Origin of the sequence: Rhodococcoides corynebacterioides NBRC 14404, from assembly GCF_001894765.1 — a bacterium.
Lineage (GTDB): Bacteria > Actinomycetota > Actinomycetes > Mycobacteriales > Mycobacteriaceae > Rhodococcoides > Rhodococcoides corynebacterioides.
Genome location: NZ_BCWV01000005.1, coordinates 320,565 through 338,570, shown reverse-complemented (window position 1 = coordinate 338,570; position 18,006 = coordinate 320,565). Strand labels below are relative to the sequence as shown.

The window sequence follows — 18,006 nt, the reverse complement described above, 5'->3', positions numbered from 1 at the left end:
TCCATGACGACACCGGACCCTCGCCCCACCATCGGACTCTGGACCGGCACGCTCGACGGCGTCCCGGCGCGAGAGGCGCAGGACGTCGCGCGCGAGATCGAGGGCCAGGGGTGGCAGTCCCTCTGGTTCGGCGAGGCGTACGGGCGCGAGGCGCTCACCGCGGCCCAGCTCTACCTGTCGGCGACCGAGCGACTCGAGGTGGGAACCGGTATCGCCAGCATCTACGCCCGCGACGCCGTGGCGACCGCGTCCGCGTCCCGCACCCTGCACGCGACGTCCGGGGGACGGTTCGTCCTCGGGCTCGGCGTCTCGCACGCGCCCCTGGTCGAACGGATGCGCGGCCACCTGTACGGCAAGCCCGTCGCGGCGATGCGGGACTACCTGGACGCGCTCGACGCGGCGCCGGCCGCCGTGGCGGGGGAGGAGGCGAACGCCCCGCGGGTCCTGGCGGCGCTCGGCCCGAAGATGCTCGAGCTCTCCCGCGACCGGACGGCGGGCGCGCACCCGTACCTCGTGACGCCCGAGCACACGGCGACCGCACGCGAGATCCTGGACGCCGGGCACTCGAGCCGGCCCCGGCTGATCGTCGAGCAGGCTGCCGTGGTGGACCCGGCAGCGGACGCCGACGAGAGCGTCTGGAGCGAGCGCGCGCATGCGCATCTGAACATCTACACCGGCCTGCCGAACTACCGGAACAACTGGGCGCGACTGGGTTTCGGTGAGGAGGACTTCGTCCGCGGGGGCAGCGACCGCCTCGCCGAGGCCATGGTCACCCGCGGGCTCGAGGCCACCGTGCGCCGAGTCCGCGAGCACCTCGACGCCGGGGCGACGACGGTGCTGCTGCAGGTGCTGGGGGAGTCGATGGCCGTGCCGCCGGCCGACGACTGGCGCCGCCTCGCCGCCGCGCTCGAGCTGGGTTAGGCACCGGCGACGACGCGTCGCATCCGTGAGGTTAGCCTTACCTCGACCCGTCGTTCCGTCGAAAGGCCCCGCATGCGCCACACCGTCGCTCTCTCCGCCGCCGCCGCGGTTCTGCTGCTCGGCACCGCTGCGTGCAGTCAGGGTGACGACGGTGGCACCGCGGCCGCGTCGAACGGCGCGTTCCCCGCGCAGGTCACCGACAAGTTCGGCACGGTCACCGTCGAGTCGGCTCCGGAGCGTGTCGTCACCGCCGGGTACAACGACCAGGACTTCGCGCTCGCCCTCGGGGTGACGCCCGTGGCCACCCGTGGGTTCACCGGTTACGAGTACCGCACCCGTCCCTGGGCGCAGGATCAGCTGGCGGGCGCCGACATTCCCGAGGTCGGCAGCGACACGCTCGACCTCGAGGGCGTGGCGGCCGCGTCGCCGGATCTCATCATGGCCACCTACGCCTACCTCGAACCGTCGCAGTACGAGCAGCTCGGCCGCATCGCCACCACCGTCGGCGACATTCCCGGGGCGGACGGTGAGGAGACGCCGGGGTGGCGCGATCAACTCGCGGCCTACGGCACGGCTCTGGGGCGGACGGCGGAGGCGGACGCCGCTCGCGAGAAGGTGGAGCAGTCGTTCGCCACGGCCACGTCCGAGAACCCGTCCTTCGCCGGCCGCACCGCCGCCGTGGCGCTGTACCTCGACGGCACGTTCTACATTCTCGAGGCCGGGGACCCCCGCAACCGCTTCTTCACCGACCTCGGCTTCGTCACGCCGGAGACCACGGGCACGGTGAGTCCGGAGCGCTACGACCTGCTGAACCAGGACACCCTCGTCCTCCTGGGGGTCGATCGCGAGGACGTCGCGAACGACGCTCTGCTGCAGAGCCTGCCGGTCGTTCGGGACGACCGCACCGTGTACACCGGCACGTTCGGGACCGACGTCCCGGCTGCGCTCGGGTTCGCCTCGCCGCTGTCCCTGCCGTACGCGGTCGACGCCCTGGTGCCGCCGCTGGCCCGCGCGACGGACGACGATCCCTCGACCGTCGTGGGCACCGTCGAGGGCTAGGTCGACGTCCCGGGGTACACAGTCACCATGACAGCGCCACGACCGGTCGAGCCGGAGGATGCCACCGCGGAACCGTGGGTGGCGGAGGAATGGTCGGAAGGTCCTGTGACCCCGCCGGAGCGGGACCCGTTCTACACCGCGCCCGACGGCTGGGAGAACGCGGCGTGCGGAACCGTGCTGCGCACGCGGCCGGTGCGTCTGGCGCTCTTCGGGCGGCTGCGGCAGCGAATCGACGCCTGGCAGTTGCTGTTTCGGACCCGTGACCTGGAGAACCGTCCGCACGTGAGTGTCACCACGGTGCTGCTCCCGGCCGACTCGGGCCGGGGCAGCGCCGGCGGCCGGCCCCTGCTGTCGTACCAGTGCGCCATCGACGCGGTATCCGGTCGGTCCTTCCCGTCCTACGCCCTGCGGTGGCATGCCCACGCCCGCGGGTCGGTACCGCAGTTCGAGTTCCTGCTGGCCCTGCACGCCGTGCGCCTGGGATGGACCGTCACCATCCCCGATCACGAAGGGGCGGAGGGTCACTGGGGCGCACCCTCCGAACCCGGGTACTGCACGCTGGACGCCGTCCGGGCGACCCTGTCCTTCGAGCGCGCCGCCTCGGCGGCCGACACCCCGGTGGCGCTGTGGGGATACTCCGGTGGGGGACTGGCGTCGTCCTGGGCCGCCGAGGGCGTCGCGGAGCACGCGCCGGAACTCCACGTCGTGGGGGCGGTGCTCGGCTCGCCGGTGGGTGACCCGGCGTCGGCGTTCCTGCGGCTCAACGGAACTCCGTACGCCGCTCTGCCGATTCTGGTGGTGGCCGGACTGCGTCGCACCTACCCGGATTTCGACCGGCTGTTGCACCGGTACGTGACCGCGGAGGGTCTCGAGATCCTGACCTCGGTCGAGCGGATGACCACGATGGCGGCCCTCGTACGGCTACGCGGCTACGACTTCGAGCGCCACACGACACTGCCGCTCACGGAGCTGGTGGCTCTGCCGGAGATGGTGGCGATCTTCGACGAGATCCGACCCGGCGGCACGGCTCCCGACTTCCCGATGCTCGTGGTGCAGGCGACGCACGATCAGATCATCGCCGTCGACGACGTGGACGGTCAGGTGCAGCGGTATCGCGACGCGGGCGCGTCGGTGGAGTATCTGCGCGACCGCACCAGCGAGCACGTCACGCTGCTGCCGCTGTCGGTGCCGTTGTCTCTCGCCTGGCTCGCGGATCGTGTCGCCGGCCGACCGCCGGGGCCGGGGACCACGACGACGGTGTTCTCGATCGCGACGCAACGGCCGAGCGTCGCGGGGTACGGCTCGATGGCGTCGACGCTCGTGCGCGCGCTGCTGCGCCGGCCCATTCGTTCGCACACACGGCGGCGCCCCCGCACTCGGTGAGTACGGGGGCGCCGCTGTCGGTCGCGTGACCGCGATCCGGACGGATCAGGCGAGCTCGAAGCGATCGAGCATCATGACCTTGTCCCAGGCCGCGACGAAGTCACGGACGAACTTCTCCTTGGCGTCGTCGCAGGCGTAGACCTCGGCGAGGGCGCGCAGCTCGGAGTTCGAGCCGAACACCAGGTCGTTGCGCGTGCCGGTCCAGCGGACCTCGCCCGTCGCCGCGTCCTTGCCCTCGTAGATGCCCTCCTCGGCGGTCGGGACCCACTCGGTGCCCATGTCGAGCAGGTTGACGAAGAAGTCGTTGGTGAGCGTGCCCACCGAGTTCGTCAACACACCGTGGGTGGAGCCGCCGTGGTTCGCGCCGAGGACGCGCAGGCCGCCGACCAGCACCGTCAGCTCCGGAGCGCTGAGGGTGAGCAGGTTGGCGCGGTCGACCAGCGAGTACTCCGCGGGGAGACGCTGACCCTTGCCGAGGAAGTTCCGGAACCCGTCGGCCTTCGGCTCGAGGTCCGAGAACGAGTCGACGTCGGTGTCCTCCTGCGTGGCATCCATGCGACCCGGCGTGAACGGCACGGTGACGGAGACGCCCGCGTCCTTCGCGGCCTGCTCGACGGCGGCGACGCCACCGAGCACCACGAGATCGGCGAACGACACGGTGCCCGAGAAGGATTCCTGGATGCCCTCGAGCACGCGGACGACCTGTGCGATCTCGTCCGGCTCGTTGACCTCCCAACCGATCTGCGGCTGCAGACGCAGGCGACCACCGTTGGCGCCGCCGCGCTTGTCCGACCCGCGGAACGACGACGCCGCGGCCCAGGCAGCCTTGATCAGCTGCGTCGGGGTGAGCTCCGAGTTCAGGATCGTCGACTTCAGCTCGGCGATCTCCGCCTCACCGATCAGGTCGTGATCGACGGCCGGGATCGGGTCCTGCCAGAGCAAGGTCTCCGACGGCACCTCGGGTCCGAGGTAGCGGGACACCGGTCCCATGTCGCGGTGAGTCAGCTTGAACCAGGCCTTCTGAAATTCCTCGGCCAGCTCCTCCGGGTGCTCGAGCCAGCGGCGCGTGATCTTCTCGTAGATCGGATCGACGCGCATCGCGAGGTCGGAGGTCAGCATCATCGGCTGGTGGCGCTTGTTCGGGTCCGCCGGGTCCGGAACCAGGTCGGCTCCGGCGCCGTCCTTCGGACGCCACTGCCATGCGCCGCCCGGTCCCTTGTGGACCTCCCACTCGTAGCCGTACAGCGTCTCGAGGAAGGTGTTGTCCCACTTGGTGGGCGTCGGGGTCCACGTGCCCTCGAGGCCGCTGGTGATGGCGTCGGCGCCGTGGCCGGTGCCGTAGCTGTTCTTCCAGCCCAGACCCATCTGCTCGATGGGGGCACCCTCGGGCTCCGCGCCGACGTACTTGTCGGGATCGGCGGCGCCGTGCACCTTGCCGAAGGTGTGGCCACCGACGGCCAGGGCGGCGGTCTCGACGTCGTTCATGGCCATGCGGCCGAAGGTCTCGCGGATGTCGAGGGCCGACTGCTGCGGGTTGGGCTCACCGTTGGGGCCTTCGGGGTTGACGTAGATCAGACCCATCTGGACCGCGGCGAGGGGGTTCTCGAGGCTCGTGCGGTCACCGGAGTAGCGCTCGTCGCCCAGCCAGGTCTGCTCGGGGCCCCAGTACACGTCCTCCTCGGGCTCCCACGAGTCGACGCGGCCGCCGGCGAAGCCCCAGGTCGGCAGACCCATGTCCTCGATGGCGACGTTGCCGGTGAGCACGATCAGGTCGGCCCAGGACAGCTTGCGGCCGTACTTCTGCTTGACCGGCCAGATCAGACGGCGTGCCTTGTCGAGGCTGGCGTTGTCCGGCCAGCTGTTGAGAGGAGCGAAGCGCTGCATGCCGGAGCCGGCGCCGCCGCGTCCGTCCTGCTTGCGGTAGGTGCCCGCGGCGTGCCACGCCATGCGGATGAAGAAGGGGCCGTAGTGCCCGAAGTCGGCGGGCCACCAGGGCTGCGACTGCGTCATCAGCGCCCGGATGTCCTCCTTGACCGCGTTCAGGTCGAGGGACTCGAACTCGGCCTTGTAGTCGAAGTCCTCGCCCATGGGATCGCCCACGGCCGGGTTCTTCTTGAGGATCTTGAGGTTGAGGGACTTCGGCCACCACTCACGGTTGCCGCCACCCTCGACCGGGGTGGGCATCCGGTCGTGCATCACCGGACACTTCCCGCCCTCGGCGGCGCCCCCGTCCTGCGGCTGGTGCTCGTTCATCTCTTTTTCGCGAGTGACGTGGTCTTCGGTCACGAAATTCCCCTCCGGAGTGTGGGCTGTTCACTGGTGTGTGTCACGGAATGACGCTGAGCGGAACATGTTTCGCACCGACCCCAGTACACGACCTCGGCCTCGTCGACGGTGAACCCGTGCGAGGAAGCCGGGGTGAGACAGGGAGCCGATCCCACCGCGCAGTCCACGTCGGCGATCGCGCCGCAGACGCGGCACACGACGTGGTGGTGATTGTCGCCGGTTCGCGTCTCGTAACGCGCGACGGAACCGGACGGCTGGATCCGACGGAGGAGGCCGTTGTCGGTCAGAGCGTGCAGGACGTCGTAGACGGCCTGCCGGGAGACACCGGGCAGGGTGGCCCGGACGGCTCCGAACACGGTCTCCGTGTCGGCGTGCGGATGGTCGTGAACCGCTCCCAGCACCGCCAGGCGGGGCCGGGTGACGCGAAGGGCCGCACCGCGCAGCATCTCCGTGTACGTCGTCGTGGTCACGCGGACCAGTATGCCTCGCAAACTGGAATGGTTCAAGAAAAACGCACCGCGCGCGTCCGCCCGGCGTCGGCCGTTCTGGTTCATACTGACCACCATGACGCTGTTCCAGACCGTGTCCGGTGCCGCCAACACGCTCGTGCGGCCGCTCATGCGGATGCCGGGGCTGGGCTCGCTCCTCGGCCGGGGCCTCGCCACCGTCACCTACACCGGGCGCAAGTCGGGTCGGCGCATCTCCCTGCCGGTCGCCTATTCGAGGAGAGGTGACGTCGTCACCGTCACAGTCGTTGCGCCGAGCCAGAAGTCGTGGTGGCGGAACTTCCGTCCGGACCCGGCCCCGGTGACCGTCGACATCGCCGGCGTCGAGCACCGGGGCACGGCGCAGGCCACCGAGTCGACAACCGGCGCGGTCACGGTGACCATCACGCTCGAGTCGTGACGGGCTCGTTGATCGGGCGACGTCTCCTGGTCACCGGGGCGAGCAGCGGAATCGGCGCGGCCACAGCGCGACTCGCCGCGTCCGCCGGTGCCCGCGTCGCCCTGATCGCCCGTCGTGACGCGGAGCTCTCCGCGCTGGCCGAGGAGATCGGCGGCTTCGCCGTCCCGGCCGACGTCACGGACGCGGCCGCGTTGACCGCCGCGGTCGATCGTGCTGCCGACGAGCTGGGCGGACTCGACGGCGTCGTCGCCTCCGCCGGTGTCGCCCGCCCGATCCACGTCGCCACCGACGACCCGGCGGACATGGCGAACCTGGTCCAGGTCAACGTGATCGGCCTGCTCCACACTCTGCGCGCGACGGTCCCGCACCTGATCGCCTCGGGCGCGGGTGACGTCGTCGTGTTGTCCTCGTTGTCGGGACGACGGGTGCCTAGGGACACGATGGGGGTCTACAGCGGAACGAAGTTCGCCGCGCACGCCATCGCCGAGGGGCTACGGATGGAACTCGCCGAGCATCCGGTCCGCGTCACCACGGTCGCACCCGGGTACGTCGCCACCCCGATCGCCGACGCCGCCACCGGATCCGACGCCGAGCGGTTCCGCGCCGACGTCGCCGCGCACGGCATGTCGCCCGTGACGATCGCCCACCTGATCGTCACCGCGCTGACGACACCTCGCGAGGCCGAGCTGGTGGAGCTGGCGGTGCGTCCGACGGGGGAGTAGGAGCGCCCGGTTCGAAGCGGATGTGGACGCGCCCGGTGCTCTCCCGGGTGACGACGGCCCGCACTCCGTAGACGCGGGCCACGAGGTCCTCGGTGAGCACGTCGGCCGGCGCGCCCGCAGCGACCACCCGGCCCTCCTGCATCACCACGATCCGATCGCAGAACAACGCGGCCAGATTAAGGTCGTGCAGAGCGACCACGCTCGTGATCGGCAGGCGGGCGATCAGCGCCAGGATCTCGAGCTGGTGGTGGATGTCGAGGTGGTTGGTGGGTTCGTCGAGGAGCAGTTCGCGCGGCTGCTGTGCCAGGGCGCGGGCGATGTGCGCACGCTGGCGTTCGCCGCCGGACAGGCGCCGCCACAGGCATCCGGCCTTGTCGGTCAGGCCCGTCTGCTCGAGAGCGGCCGCGACCGCGGACTCGTCGTCGGCCGACGGTCCGAACGCGCCGCGGTGAGGAATGCGGCCCAGCCGGACCACGTCCCGCACCGTCACGTCGACGTCGGTGTGCGCGTGCTGGTCCACCACGGCGACCGCGCGAGCGATGTGCTTGCGGCGCAGTGTCGCCAGGTCGGCGCCGTCGAGGTCGATCCGTCCCGACGTGGGGGCGGCGGCCCCGGCCATCAGGGTGAGCAACGACGATTTCCCGGACCCGTTGGGGCCGAGGAGGCCCAGCATCTCGCCGGGCCGCGGATCGATCGTCACCCCGTCGACCACGAGGGCGCCGCCGCGATTCCAGGTGACCGCCGATGCTCGCAACGTCATGCGCGTCGTCCTCTCGCCATGATCGCGATGAACGCCGGGACGCCGACGAGCGCGGTGCCGACGCCGACCGGCAGCGGAGTGGGGGCGAAGGCCACGCGGGACACGGCGTCGACCCACACCATGAAGATCGCACCGATGAGTGCCGTCGCCGGGATGAGGCGGGCGTGGTTCGGCCCCACGAGCAACCTCGCGGCGTGGGGGAGAACGAGCCCGACGAAGCCGATCGCGCCGGCGACGCTGACGAGTGCCGCGGTGACGAGCGCCGTGCCGACGAGCAACGCCAGGCGAACCCGGCGGACGTCGACGCCCAGCGACGACGCGACCGAGCTACCGAAGGAGAACGCGTCGAGCACGAACGCGTAGTAGCAGCACAGGATTGCGGCGAGGGCCGCGACGGCGGCGCAGAGAGCGACGTCGTTCCATCGCACCCCCTCGAAGGACCCCAGCAGCCAGAACATGACGCCACGGGTCTCGTCCGAGTCCGCGAACGCGAAGATGACGAAGGACGTGAGAGCCGAGAACAGTTGCGTCGCCGCGACTCCGGCGAGAATGACGCGGTCGGTGCCACCGCCGGACATCCGCGCCAGGAACAACACCAGCGCGAACGCGACGAGCGCGCCGACGAACGCGCCGCCGGACAGTCCGAGCGAGGCGCCGCCGACGCCGAGGACGCCCACCACGACGGCGCCCGTGGATGCGCCGGACGAGATGCCGAGGACGAACGGGTCGGCCAGCGGGTTGCGCAGCAATGACTGCATCACCGCACCGCAGATTCCGAGGCCGACACCGGTGGCCGCGGCGACGAGGGCGCGGGGGAGGCGTTCCTCCCAGACGATGGCGTCCTTGCTCGCCTTCACCGGCACGTCGGTGATCCCGAGGTGGTTGAGGAGGACGTCGCGGACGTTGACCAGCGAGATGTTCGCCGGGCCCAGGGTGATGGCGACGAGAACCGAGAACACGCCGAGGGCCAGGGTTCCGACGGCCAGCAGCGTCCACCGCAGGCGGCGCGACGGAGGCGCCGGCGGCGCGACCGGCGTCGGCCGGTCCGTGGCGGGCGCGCTCAGGACGACGGGTCCAGCTCGCGCAGACCGGCGGACATTTTCTCGAGGCCGTCGACCAGCTGAATGGACGGATTCATCTCGGCGCCGTGCAGCGTCAGGTAGCGCTTCTCGCGGACGGCCGTCATGGTGCTGGTGACCGGGTCCGACTCGAGGAACGCGATCTTGTCGGCCAGGCGGTCGCCGGGGAAGCGATCGCGGGTGAGGTCGCCGAGCACCAGGATCGACGGATCCCGGTCCACCACGCTCTCCCATCCCAGAGCCGCCCAGTCGTCCTGGATGTCGGCGCCGGCGTTCCCGATGTCGAGCGACGTCGCGAGCAGGTTCGGGGCGCCGTAGCCGCCGGCGATGTACGGGCTGGTGGTGTCGGCGAACCAGAACGCGGCCGTCAGGTCGCCGCTCTCGACGCCCTCGGTGGCAGCGGCGACGCGCGACTTCAGTTCGTCGACCAGTGCCGCACCACGCTCGTTGACGTCGAAGATCGCCGCCAGCTCGGTGATCTCCTGGTACAGCGAATCCATGGTCAGCGGAGTGGTGCGAGCGGTGCCGCCGTTGACGCTGCGGCCGTTGTCGCAGTCGGTGGGGGACAGGTAGGCCGGGGCGCCGACCTCGGTGAAGCGCGCGCGCTCCGCGACGCCTCCCTGCTTGTAGTGACGCCCGAAAGATGCCGTGACGAAGTCGGGCTCGGTGTCGAGCACCACTTCGTAGGTGGGGGCGTTGTCGGCGAGGCGCGGCACCGTGGCGTTGGCCTCGGCGAGGTTCGCGCGCACGGGGTCGGTCCACGACGCCGTGCCCACCATGCGGTCCTGCAGCCCGAGCGACAGGAGGATCTCGGTCGAATCCTGGTCCAGCGAGACCACGCGCGAGGGCGGCGCGTCGACGGTCACCGTCTCGCCGCAGTTGTCGAGAGTCAGCGGGTAGACGGTGCCGCCGTCGGTGGTGGCCGCGGTGGATTCCGTCACCTCCTCCGACGCGCCGCAGGCGACGAGGGTGCCGAAGGTCAGGGTTGCGACGGCCACCAGGCCGAGACGACGAGCACGCACGAGTCGAGGGATCCTTCTCCACGGTGATCGGTCGCCGTGCTGTCGACGACCGCATCGCGCCGGTGCGCGACCGAGCAGAGGCTAACCTAATACCCGCGGTGTCGGGAAACCGGCGACGTCAGGCGGAGGCATCCAGGATGTCGATCGTGAAGACGAGGCTGTCGCCGGGCTCGATGCCGGCACGCGGCTGACCGCTGGGGTACCCGTCGGCCGACGTCACCGCGACGGCCACCGTCGACCCGACCGTCTGGCCGGCGATCGCCTTCTGGAAACCGGGGACCACGTTCGCGAGCGGGAACGCGACCGGCGCGCCGCGCTCGAAGGCGCTGTCGAACACCGACCCGTCGCGGCCGTTGACGCCCTGGTAGCAGACCGACACCCGAGCGGAGTCCCCGACGACCGGACCGTCGCCGGTGGTCAGGGTCTGCACGCGGGTCTCGGCCACCGAGAACGGTCCCTGCACGTCGACGCGCGGAGCGGTGTCGGCCGTCGGCCCGACGACGGCGATCGAGCCGGTGTCTCCGTCGACCGTCCAGTCCGCGGCCGCGTCGTCCGCGGGCTCCGCGGTGGGGCACGTCGCGCGCGGGGAGTCGGCGGTGCCGGTGCTTGCGCCGGCGCTCGCCGCGGCCGAGGTGGTGCTGGTCGGCGCCGCGGTATCGCTGCTGCTGCACCCCGCCAGGGCGAGCGAGGCGGTGGCGCAGGCGGCCAGGATCACGGTGGTACGGGAGAGAGTCACGATCGCCCACGGTACAGACGGGGTACGTCGCACCGAGGCGGCGACGAGCGTTGCCGGACGTGGGCAGGAGGCGGCATGGGTGCGGTGTTCGTGATCGGGGCGGGTCCGGGTATCGGTCGGGCGGTGGTGCGTCGGTTCGCCTCGACCGGACGGCCGGTGGGCGTCGTGGCGCGCACGCGCGCCACGGTGGACGAGGTCGTGGCCGACCTCGACACCCCGACGGCCGGGGTGCTCGCCGACGTCGCCGACGAGGCGGGGCTCGGTGGAGCACTGGGCGATCTGGTGGACCGTCTCGGGGTGCCCGAGGTGGTGGTCTACAACGCCGGGGTCATCCGCACCGACCGCGTGACCGATCTCGATGCACGCACGGTGGCGGACACGTTTGCCGTCAACGTCGGAGGGGCGGTGACCGCGGCGGCATACCTGCTGCCGCGGATGGTGGACCACGGCGGCGGATCGTTCCTGGCCACAGCGGGCATGCCCACGCCGCTGCCGACGTTGACCACGCTGTCGCTGGGCAAGGCAGGACTGCGGGCGCTGGTGGAACTCCTGGCGACCGAGTGGGCGCCACGGGGAATCGGATGTTCGACGGTCACGGTGTGCGGCCCGGTGGCGCCCGGCACCGACTACGACCCGGACGTCATCGCCGAGGAGTACCTCCGACTGCACGAGACGCCGGTGACGCAGCGGCCCTTCGACATTCGCTTCGGAAATCCTGCAGACGCGGCAGGGTGAAATCCGGCCGGTCTGTTCTAGAATCGGGGCACCGACGAACGAGCAAGGAGGACGTGATGGTGACCGACATCGTCGAATGGCTGCGCGAGGGTGCGTCCGCGGGGGATCCGATTCGCGGACCGCTGTACGTGGCCAGCTTCCTGGTGCTGGGTCTGGTGCACATCCTCGGCGGCGGGTCCTTCTAGTCCAGCTCAGCGCTCGAGCCTGTCGGGCGCGGTGAAGTACCTGTGTCCGTGAGGATCTCGGATCGCGACGATGCCGTGGTCGAGCATGCGGTAACGCCACAGGCCGGCCGTCTTGTCGTTGTGGTGGGTGCGGCACAGCGGTTCGAGGTTGGTCAGCTCGGTCCAGCCGCCGAGAAGCGGCTCGTCGTGGTCGAACGGCTCGACGTGGTCGAGGTCGCAGTCGGAGCTGGGCACGCGGCATCCCGGCGCGACACAGGTGGCGTAGCGCGCCTCGACGATGGTGCGAAGGGCAGCGCTCGGCGCGTACACGAGCGCCGACCGCGGCGGGGGAGTCGCGATCCGATCCGGCGGGGGTAATCGGAAGCGATCCTCCTGGTCGGGATGGGCACGCAGGAAGTCGACCGCGGTGCGCATCGCGGTCCATGCCGTCGATCGCGCGGTCGACCCGACGTCGGGGACCCATCCCGACAGCCGACTGGGCCGCCCGCGGCGATGGGGACTCGCCACCGGCAGCGGAGAATCTTCCTGCTGGGGGTCCCGATCGGCCCGGGTCGTCATCGGGCTCGAGGTCGCCTCGGTGATGACGGCCTGCCACGTCGCGTCCGCCGCGATGTGGCGCGCGGTGTCGGCCGGAACCGGCCCCCAGCCGATCAGGTGACCGGGCTCGCCGGACAGGCCGGCCGCGGTGGCGGCGTCGATCACGATGCACGCGCGGGGGATCGGCAGCGGGGCCGTGTCGACGCTACGGTGCGGGCACGCCGGGTCCGGGCAGGTGCAGGACAGAGCGCCGCGTGTGATCACGGCGTGCGCGGCATCGAACAGGCGCGCGGGGAGCGACCGGGAATCCGTCCCGCACAGGCGGCGAGCGGCGTCCGTCACGCACCGACTCATGTCCGCGATCATCTCGGCCGGCCCTCGCAGGCGGAGTTCGGCCTGGCCGCGGGGGAGCCGGCGCACCGTCATCCCGCGCTCGGCGGTGGCCGTCTCGCGGGCCTGACGATGCCACGTGGCGTCGTACTCCGCGAGGACGCCGTCGATGGCGGCGGGTACGGACCCCGGAGTGGCGCCGCGCGCGGCGTCGATCAGTCGGCCGAGGAGTCGCTCGTCGCGACGAGTCGTGCCCGCGAGTGCGCGGCACAGTGACCGGAACGCCGCCCACGGCAGCAGTCCCGAGTGGAACGCATCCCGCACCGCAGGTGTTGCCGCGCAATAGGTTCCGATCCAGTCCAGCACGGTGCGGCGGCTGACCGTCAGGCGTGCGGCCACCTCGGAGACGAGGGCCCGTTCCACCGCGTCGGCGTCGTGGTGGCCCGATGGGCTCTCGGTGATGTAGGCGACCGCGCCGCGCACGGTGGCGGCATATGCGGCGTGCGCGGCCCGCTGGGACGCGAGGACGTCGTCGATCACGGTCATTGCCCTCACCCCCCGTCACGGTCTCACCGATCAGGTGCCCCCCGACACCGACGACAGACTAGACCGACCCACCGACACGATTCGAACACACGTTCACACGGGGGCTCCGACCTGCGCGGCGGCGACGGACGTGACCGCGTCGTCGACGGCACGCTCGAGTTCGTCCCGCGACGTGGTTTCCGAGGAGTGGAGCGTCACCCGCGCGCCGAGACGTGCGCCGCAGTATCCGATCACCCCGGTCTCGAGTTGCGTTGCCATCGCGGTGTCGTAACCCCGTTTCGCGAACCCCGCCGCGTCCTCGCCGGCGACGGCCACGAGGTGGACGGTGAGGTGCCCGAGCTTGCGCTCGACGGGAACGGCCGTGTCGTCGAAAGCCCACCCGCGCACGAACACCCGGTCGATCCATCCTTTCAGGGTCGCGGGTACCGACCACCAGTAGACGGGGAACACCAGGACGAGGTGGTCGACGTCGTCGAGGCGGCGCTGCTCGGCCACGACATCGGTGGGGAGCGGTCCGTCGTCGCTGTACCGCTGCCGGTCGGCCAGGGTGAACCGCGGGTCGAAGCCCTCGGCGCGGAGGTCGGCGATCGTCACGTCGTCGCCTCGGCGGGCAACGTCGTCAGCGAGACGACGGGCGACGTGGTGGGTCAGCGAGGTGGTGTCGGGATGGTCGACGACGACGAGAGTGCGCACGGGAAGGCCCCTTCCGGCTATGTACCGATGGTAGGTTTCTGGTCTGAAGCTACCACTCGTAAGTTACTATTGGTAGGTAGGGCGCGACGAAGGAGAGTGTCGGGTGGTGCGGCAGCGGATGACCAGAGCGGACCGACGGCGCCAGTTGCTCGATCTCGCCTGGAGCGTGGTGCGGGAGGGCGGTGCGGACGCCCTGACCCTCGGGCGTCTCGCGGAGGTCGCAGGAATCACGAAACCCGTTGTCTACGATCATTTCTCGACGCGCGCTGGCCTGGTCGTCGCGATGTTCGAGGAGTACGACGCGGAGCAGTCCGCTGCCTTGGATGCGGCGGTGGCGGAGGTCGGCGACGGCGGGCCGGTCGACACCGCGCGAGCCATCGCCGTGTCGTACGTGGACTGCGTAGTGCGCCACGGACGCGAACTCGCCGGGGTGGCTGCCGCCCTGGCGGGGTCGACCGAGCTGGCGGACTACAAACGACGGGCGGACCAGGCGTACGCGGATCAGTGTCGCCGGATCCTGGCGCGGCACACGCGGAACGGCGTCGTGTCGACGCCGGCGATGGTCGGCCTGCTGGGCGCCGCCGACGCCGTCTCCGCCGCGGCGGCCGACGGCGCGCTCACGGTGCAGGAGGCCTACGACGAGGTGAGCGCCGTCGTCGTGTCGGTGGTGGAGCGGGCGTAGGCCGGTGGTCAGATACAAACTGACATAATGTCGATTATCGGCACTGAACCTGGGACGAGTCGAGGCTGAATGCGGGAACACGTCTCAACCTGCCACGACCGTGTCCGACGCCTTCGACGCGTCGACTTTCGACGTGGTCGTGGGAAGCACAGCGGCGGCATTTTCGTCGGCGACCACAGTAGTCCTGAGGATTGCCGGACCATCGAGCACTACGATTTCGCGCATGCTCGATCATGTGTCGATCCAGGCGGCCGACATCGATGCGGCCGTGGCGTTCTACGTCGACGTCTTCCAGTCCCTCGGACTTCACGAAGTCTTGCGGTACGGCGGAGACGACGGTCCGTTCGTGGGTATCGCCGGGGTCGACGACTTTCCCCGATTCTGGGTGAACCCGCTCGTTGATCACGGCACTCGACCGATCCACCTCGCGTTCACCGCGCCCACTCGCCACGCTGTCGACGAGGTGTACCGACGCGCTGTCGCACGGGGTGTGGAGATTCTGCATGCACCGCGGGTGTGGCCGCAGTACCACGCAGCGTATTACGGCGTGTTCCTGCGGGACCCGGACGGCAACAACGTCGAAGCCGTCTGTCACGCTGCGGAGTGAGGGCCCGCCGCTGACGTCGGCGTGACAACCGTCAGAGGATCCATGCGCGCATCGCCAGTGACAAGCCGATGGCGAACACCACGAGGGCGACGAGGAGCAGTGCTCCCGATCCCGTGGGCGCGTGGTCGAAGCGGGTGGGCAGTTCCTGTCGCTGTGGCATGTGTCGACCGTAGGAATCAGAGGCGGGACTCGGAATGGCCCGTGTCGTTGTTTTTCTTCCCATCGGCGTCAGGATCTCGTCAAGGTCCCCCGTCGTGTGAATCACGGCGTGAGCACGGTCCGCAATCGGCCAGTGCTTCGCGGGCGACGTGGTGACAGATACCCCCACCGGTACTAGCATACCCCCGGATGTATATGTCACTCTGGCTCGTATCCCGCCCCGACATCCCAGGAGTTCGCCATGTGCAGTCCCGTTCCGTGTTCCACGTGCGGCAAGACGACGTGGTCGGGATGCGGCCGTCACGTCGACAGCGTGATGGCGTCCGTGCCGACGTCCCGTCGATGCACGTGCGACCGCTCCGCGACACCCCGCGCGTCCGGCGGTCTGCGCTCGCTGTTCCGCCGCTGACAGCGCCGCGGTCAGCGGTCCCGTTGCGACCCTCTCGATTCCACTACCCGCACAGGAGTTACCCGTGTCCCAGTCCGACACCGTCGCCGAGTCCCGGCCCGGTCACAACCCGGAGACATCACCCGGTCGCCTCGGCAGATGGGGCGCCGTCATGGTCACCCGCCGTCGCTGGGTGTTCGGCGCCTGGCTGATCGTGCTGATCGCCCTCGGATCCGCCGCGCCGTCGGTGTTCTCGTCACTCGCCGGCGCCGGTTGGCAGGCCAACGGGTCGGAATCGGTGCAGGTCCGCGAACTCGCCGAGGAACACTTCGGCGGCAATTCCTCCGCGGCGGTGCAGGTGGTCGTCCACAACGACGCCGGATCCCTGACGGACCCTGCCGCAACCGCGGCGCTGGCCGACGCCACCCGAATCCTGTCCTCGGACAACCGCTTCGGTGAGATCGTGCCCCCGCAGCCGGGGACGACGATCAGCCCCGACGGACGCACCGGCATCCTGATCGCCGGCGCCGCGGGCACCACCGACGAGATGGTCACCGCCGTCGACAGCGTCAAGGAACAGCTCACCGCGTTGTCCGGTGACGGTGTCGAGGTCTACCCCACGGGCGCGTCGGCGCTGTGGTCGGACTTCAACAAGGCCAACCACGACGCGATGATCCAGGCCGAATTGATCTCCTGGCCCGTCACGCTCGTCATCATGGTCCTCGCGTTCGGCTCGCTCGTCGCGGCCGGACTGCCGCTGCTGCTCACCATCGCCGGCCTTGTCGCGTCCGCCGGCGGGCTGGTACTGCTCAACGAGGTCACCCCGATCTCGGTGTGGGCCATGAACTTCGCCATGATGTTCGCCCTCGCCCTCGGCATCGACTACGCCCTGTTCGTCGTCGCCCGCTTCCGCGACGCCCTCCGCTCGAACGATCCCCGCGCCGCCGTCGCCGAGACCATGGACACCGCCGGCAAGGCCGTTGTCCTGTCGGGAATCACCGTGCTGGTGAGCCTCTCCGCCGTGTTGATCGTCCCCGCCCCCGCCGTGCGAACCATGGCCGTCGGCATCATGCTCGCCGTCACCTTCGTCCTGCTCGCCACCCTCACTCTGCTGCCCGCCGCCCTGGGCGCGCTCGGACCGAAGGTGAACGCGGCCGCACTCCCCTACGCCACGCGCCAGCAGCACCGCTCCCCCGTCTTCGCCCGATGGGGTGCGCTCCTGCACCGGCATCCGTGGCCGTTCGCGCTCGCCTCGATCGGTGTCCTCGTCGCCCTGGCCCTCCCGGTTCTCGGCCTGAAGGTCGCCATGCCTTCGATCTCCGTCGTCCCCGACGACGCGCCCGTCCGCCAGGGCTACGCCTTGGTGCAGGAGCAGTTCGGCGACGGTGCCCCCGGCGCCCTGCAGATCGTGGTGCCCGAATCCGATGCCGCCGACACCGCAGCCGCGGCGTCGCAGGTGCCCGGCATCGCCATGGTCACCCCGCCGCAACCCGCCGCCGACGGCTCCGGTTACGCACTGCTGCAGGCAATCCCGACGGTCGACCCGTCGGATGCGTCGATGGGCACGATCCTCGCCGACCTCCGGAGCGAGCTCCCCGAGCCGGCCCTGGTCGGCGGAGCCCCGGCGGAGAACCTGGACCTGCAGCAGGCCCTGAACGACTACCTGCCGCTGGTGATCGCGATCATCCTGGTCCTCGGATTCGTGCTGCTCCTCGTCGCACTGCAGGCTCCGCTGATCGCATTCCTCGGCGCCGCTGTCAGCCTGCTCTCCACCGCCGCCGCGTTCGGCGTCGCGAAGCCGATCTTCCAGGACGGCCACGGCGCCTCGCTGCTCGGTTTCACCCCGCAGGGATTCCTGAACGGGTGGGGCCCGGTGTTCTTCTTCGCGATGATCTTCGCCATCGCCATGGACTACACCGTCTTCCTCCTCGCCACCGCCAAGGAACACCACGAACGCACCGGTGACGCCGCGACCGCGATGATCGACGGTCTCGCCCACTCCGGGCGCGTCATCTTCGCCGCCGCCGCGGTCATGGTCGCCGTGTTCTTCACCTTCGCCCTCGCCGACCCGCTCCCGCCGAAGGAGATGGGCATCATCCTGGGCGTGGCCGTGCTCCTCGACGCCGTGCTCATCCGACTGATCCTGCTGCCGGTCCTGCTGCGGGTGACCGGACGCGCCGCCTGGTGGTCACCGGCCTGGCTCCGCAAGGTCCTCCCGTCCATCGGCTTCTCCCACTGACGTCAGCACCACCCACACGGAAGGAACACAC

At 70.4% G+C, this 18,006-nt stretch carries 20 protein-coding genes; 11 read left to right on the top strand and 9 right to left on the bottom strand.

The window, feature by feature from the left end:
- The first annotated feature begins 3 nt into the window (after window positions 1-3).
- The 3 genes from RC2_RS14010 (at window position 4) to RC2_RS14000 (ending at window position 3,363) form a co-directional block, all read left to right on the top strand.
- Window positions 4-921 (top strand): TIGR03620 family F420-dependent LLM class oxidoreductase, encoded by a 918-nt coding sequence (locus tag RC2_RS14010; protein WP_068144721.1) that lies wholly within the window; start codon window positions 4-6, stop codon window positions 919-921.
- Between the two features lie 72 nt (window positions 922-993).
- A complete protein-coding gene (locus RC2_RS14005; RefSeq protein ID WP_068144719.1) occupies window positions 994-1,980 on the top strand; it encodes an ABC transporter substrate-binding protein in 987 nt (328 codons plus the stop codon).
- A gap of 27 nt (window positions 1,981-2,007) precedes the next feature.
- Complete coding sequence (locus RC2_RS14000) at window positions 2,008-3,363, top strand: lipase family protein (RefSeq protein ID WP_068144715.1); 1,356 nt, start codon at window positions 2,008-2,010, stop codon at window positions 3,361-3,363.
- Between the two features lie 45 nt (window positions 3,364-3,408).
- Here RC2_RS14000 and katG read toward each other — a convergent pair whose 3' ends face one another.
- A complete protein-coding gene (gene katG / locus RC2_RS13995) occupies window positions 3,409-5,616 on the bottom strand; it encodes a catalase/peroxidase HPI (RefSeq protein WP_068144711.1) in 2,208 nt (735 codons plus the stop codon).
- A 29-nt stretch (window positions 5,617-5,645) separates the two neighbouring features.
- Complete coding sequence (locus RC2_RS13990) at window positions 5,646-6,095, bottom strand: Fur family transcriptional regulator (protein ID WP_068144709.1); 450 nt, start codon at window positions 6,093-6,095, stop codon at window positions 5,646-5,648.
- A 118-nt stretch (window positions 6,096-6,213) separates the two neighbouring features.
- Between RC2_RS13990 and RC2_RS13985 the strand changes: the two genes are divergently transcribed.
- Together RC2_RS13985 and RC2_RS13980 are read left to right on the top strand one after the other, a co-directional pair.
- Window positions 6,214-6,555 carry a nitroreductase/quinone reductase family protein gene (locus tag RC2_RS13985; protein ID WP_068144738.1) on the top strand — a complete coding sequence of 114 codons (342 nt, stop codon included), beginning with the start codon at window positions 6,214-6,216 and terminating at the stop codon, window positions 6,553-6,555.
- Window positions 6,552-7,277 (top strand): SDR family oxidoreductase, encoded by a 726-nt coding sequence (locus tag RC2_RS13980; protein ID WP_068144707.1) that lies wholly within the window; start codon window positions 6,552-6,554, stop codon window positions 7,275-7,277. Before RC2_RS13985 ends, RC2_RS13980 begins: the two co-directional genes overlap by 4 nt.
- On the opposite strand, the gene RC2_RS13975 is transcribed toward RC2_RS13980, so the two are convergent.
- From RC2_RS13975 to RC2_RS13960, 4 genes are all read right to left on the bottom strand, one after another.
- Window positions 7,210-8,037, bottom strand: a complete 828-nt coding sequence (locus RC2_RS13975) for an ABC transporter ATP-binding protein (RefSeq protein WP_068144705.1) — start codon at window positions 8,035-8,037, stop codon at window positions 7,210-7,212. The two genes, RC2_RS13980 and RC2_RS13975, sit on opposite strands and share 68 nt — an antisense overlap.
- Window positions 8,034-8,996, bottom strand: a complete 963-nt coding sequence (locus RC2_RS13970; protein WP_082895330.1) for a FecCD family ABC transporter permease — start codon at window positions 8,994-8,996, stop codon at window positions 8,034-8,036. Before RC2_RS13970 ends, RC2_RS13975 begins: the two co-directional genes overlap by 4 nt.
- A gap of 101 nt (window positions 8,997-9,097) precedes the next feature.
- On the bottom strand, window positions 9,098-10,138 hold the full coding sequence (locus RC2_RS13965) for an ABC transporter substrate-binding protein (protein ID WP_068144703.1): 1,041 nt from the start codon (window positions 10,136-10,138) through the stop codon (window positions 9,098-9,100).
- A gap of 118 nt (window positions 10,139-10,256) precedes the next feature.
- On the bottom strand, window positions 10,257-10,877 hold the full coding sequence (locus RC2_RS13960) for an FKBP-type peptidyl-prolyl cis-trans isomerase (RefSeq protein WP_371828666.1): 621 nt from the start codon (window positions 10,875-10,877) through the stop codon (window positions 10,257-10,259).
- Between the two features lie 72 nt (window positions 10,878-10,949).
- Between RC2_RS13960 and RC2_RS13955 the strand changes: the two genes are divergently transcribed.
- Complete coding sequence (locus RC2_RS13955) at window positions 10,950-11,609, top strand: SDR family oxidoreductase (protein ID WP_068144699.1); 660 nt, start codon at window positions 10,950-10,952, stop codon at window positions 11,607-11,609.
- A 59-nt stretch (window positions 11,610-11,668) separates the two neighbouring features.
- Complete coding sequence (locus RC2_RS19310) at window positions 11,669-11,794, top strand: hypothetical protein (protein ID WP_261773484.1); 126 nt, start codon at window positions 11,669-11,671, stop codon at window positions 11,792-11,794.
- A 6-nt stretch (window positions 11,795-11,800) separates the two neighbouring features.
- On the opposite strand, the gene RC2_RS13950 is transcribed toward RC2_RS19310, so the two are convergent.
- Both RC2_RS13950 and RC2_RS13945 read right to left on the bottom strand, forming a co-directional pair.
- Complete coding sequence (locus RC2_RS13950; RefSeq protein WP_068144695.1) at window positions 11,801-13,207, bottom strand: HNH endonuclease signature motif containing protein; 1,407 nt, start codon at window positions 13,205-13,207, stop codon at window positions 11,801-11,803.
- 93 nt (window positions 13,208-13,300) lie between these two features.
- A complete protein-coding gene (locus RC2_RS13945; protein ID WP_068144691.1) occupies window positions 13,301-13,900 on the bottom strand; it encodes an NAD(P)H-dependent oxidoreductase in 600 nt (199 codons plus the stop codon).
- A gap of 118 nt (window positions 13,901-14,018) precedes the next feature.
- Between RC2_RS13945 and RC2_RS13940 the strand changes: the two genes are divergently transcribed.
- Together RC2_RS13940 and RC2_RS13935 are read left to right on the top strand one after the other, a co-directional pair.
- Window positions 14,019-14,582, top strand: coding sequence for a TetR/AcrR family transcriptional regulator (locus RC2_RS13940; protein WP_068144689.1), 564 nt, complete (start codon window positions 14,019-14,021; stop codon window positions 14,580-14,582).
- Between the two features lie 100 nt (window positions 14,583-14,682).
- The gene (locus RC2_RS13935) at window positions 14,683-15,189 is read left to right on the top strand and encodes a VOC family protein (protein ID WP_245811116.1); all 507 of its coding nucleotides are present in this window, start codon (window positions 14,683-14,685) and stop codon (window positions 15,187-15,189) included.
- A gap of 31 nt (window positions 15,190-15,220) precedes the next feature.
- Here the strand turns inward: RC2_RS13935 and RC2_RS19305 are convergent, their stop codons facing one another.
- Window positions 15,221-15,349 carry a hypothetical protein gene (locus RC2_RS19305; protein ID WP_281250876.1) on the bottom strand — a complete coding sequence of 43 codons (129 nt, stop codon included), beginning with the start codon at window positions 15,347-15,349 and terminating at the stop codon, window positions 15,221-15,223.
- A 240-nt stretch (window positions 15,350-15,589) separates the two neighbouring features.
- Between RC2_RS19305 and RC2_RS19465 the strand changes: the two genes are divergently transcribed.
- Both RC2_RS19465 and RC2_RS13930 read left to right on the top strand, forming a co-directional pair.
- Window positions 15,590-15,757, top strand: coding sequence for a DUF8730 family Cys-rich protein (locus tag RC2_RS19465; protein WP_502226408.1), 168 nt, complete (start codon window positions 15,590-15,592; stop codon window positions 15,755-15,757).
- 151 nt (window positions 15,758-15,908) lie between these two features.
- Complete coding sequence (locus tag RC2_RS13930; RefSeq protein WP_139277408.1) at window positions 15,909-17,975, top strand: MMPL family transporter; 2,067 nt, start codon at window positions 15,909-15,911, stop codon at window positions 17,973-17,975.
- Window positions 17,976-18,006: the final 31 nt, after the last annotated feature.

Coding starts and splice junctions, on each gene's coding strand:
- katG (WP_068144711.1), bottom strand. CDS start 5,616: ATGAACGAGCACCAGCCGCAGGACGGGGGCGCCGCCGAGGGCGGGAAG.
- RC2_RS13985 (WP_068144738.1), top strand. CDS start 6,214: ATGACGCTGTTCCAGACCGTGTCCGGTGCCGCCAACACGCTCGTGCGG.
- RC2_RS13975 (WP_068144705.1), bottom strand. CDS start 8,037: ATGACGTTGCGAGCATCGGCGGTCACCTGGAATCGCGGCGGCGCCCTC.
- RC2_RS13930 (WP_139277408.1), top strand. CDS start 15,909: ATGGTCACCCGCCGTCGCTGGGTGTTCGGCGCCTGGCTGATCGTGCTG.
- RC2_RS14010 (WP_068144721.1), top strand. CDS start 4: ATGACGACACCGGACCCTCGCCCCACCATCGGACTCTGGACCGGCACG.
- RC2_RS14000 (WP_068144715.1), top strand. CDS start 2,008: ATGACAGCGCCACGACCGGTCGAGCCGGAGGATGCCACCGCGGAACCG.
- RC2_RS13955 (WP_068144699.1), top strand. CDS start 10,950: ATGGGTGCGGTGTTCGTGATCGGGGCGGGTCCGGGTATCGGTCGGGCG.
- RC2_RS13950 (WP_068144695.1), bottom strand. CDS start 13,207: ATGACCGTGATCGACGACGTCCTCGCGTCCCAGCGGGCCGCGCACGCC.
- RC2_RS13940 (WP_068144689.1), top strand. CDS start 14,019: ATGACCAGAGCGGACCGACGGCGCCAGTTGCTCGATCTCGCCTGGAGC.
- RC2_RS14005 (WP_068144719.1), top strand. CDS start 994: ATGCGCCACACCGTCGCTCTCTCCGCCGCCGCCGCGGTTCTGCTGCTC.
- RC2_RS19465 (WP_502226408.1), top strand. CDS start 15,590: ATGTGCAGTCCCGTTCCGTGTTCCACGTGCGGCAAGACGACGTGGTCG.
- RC2_RS13990 (WP_068144709.1), bottom strand. CDS start 6,095: ATGCTGCGCGGTGCGGCCCTTCGCGTCACCCGGCCCCGCCTGGCGGTG.
- RC2_RS19305 (WP_281250876.1), bottom strand. CDS start 15,349: ATGCCACAGCGACAGGAACTGCCCACCCGCTTCGACCACGCGCCCACG.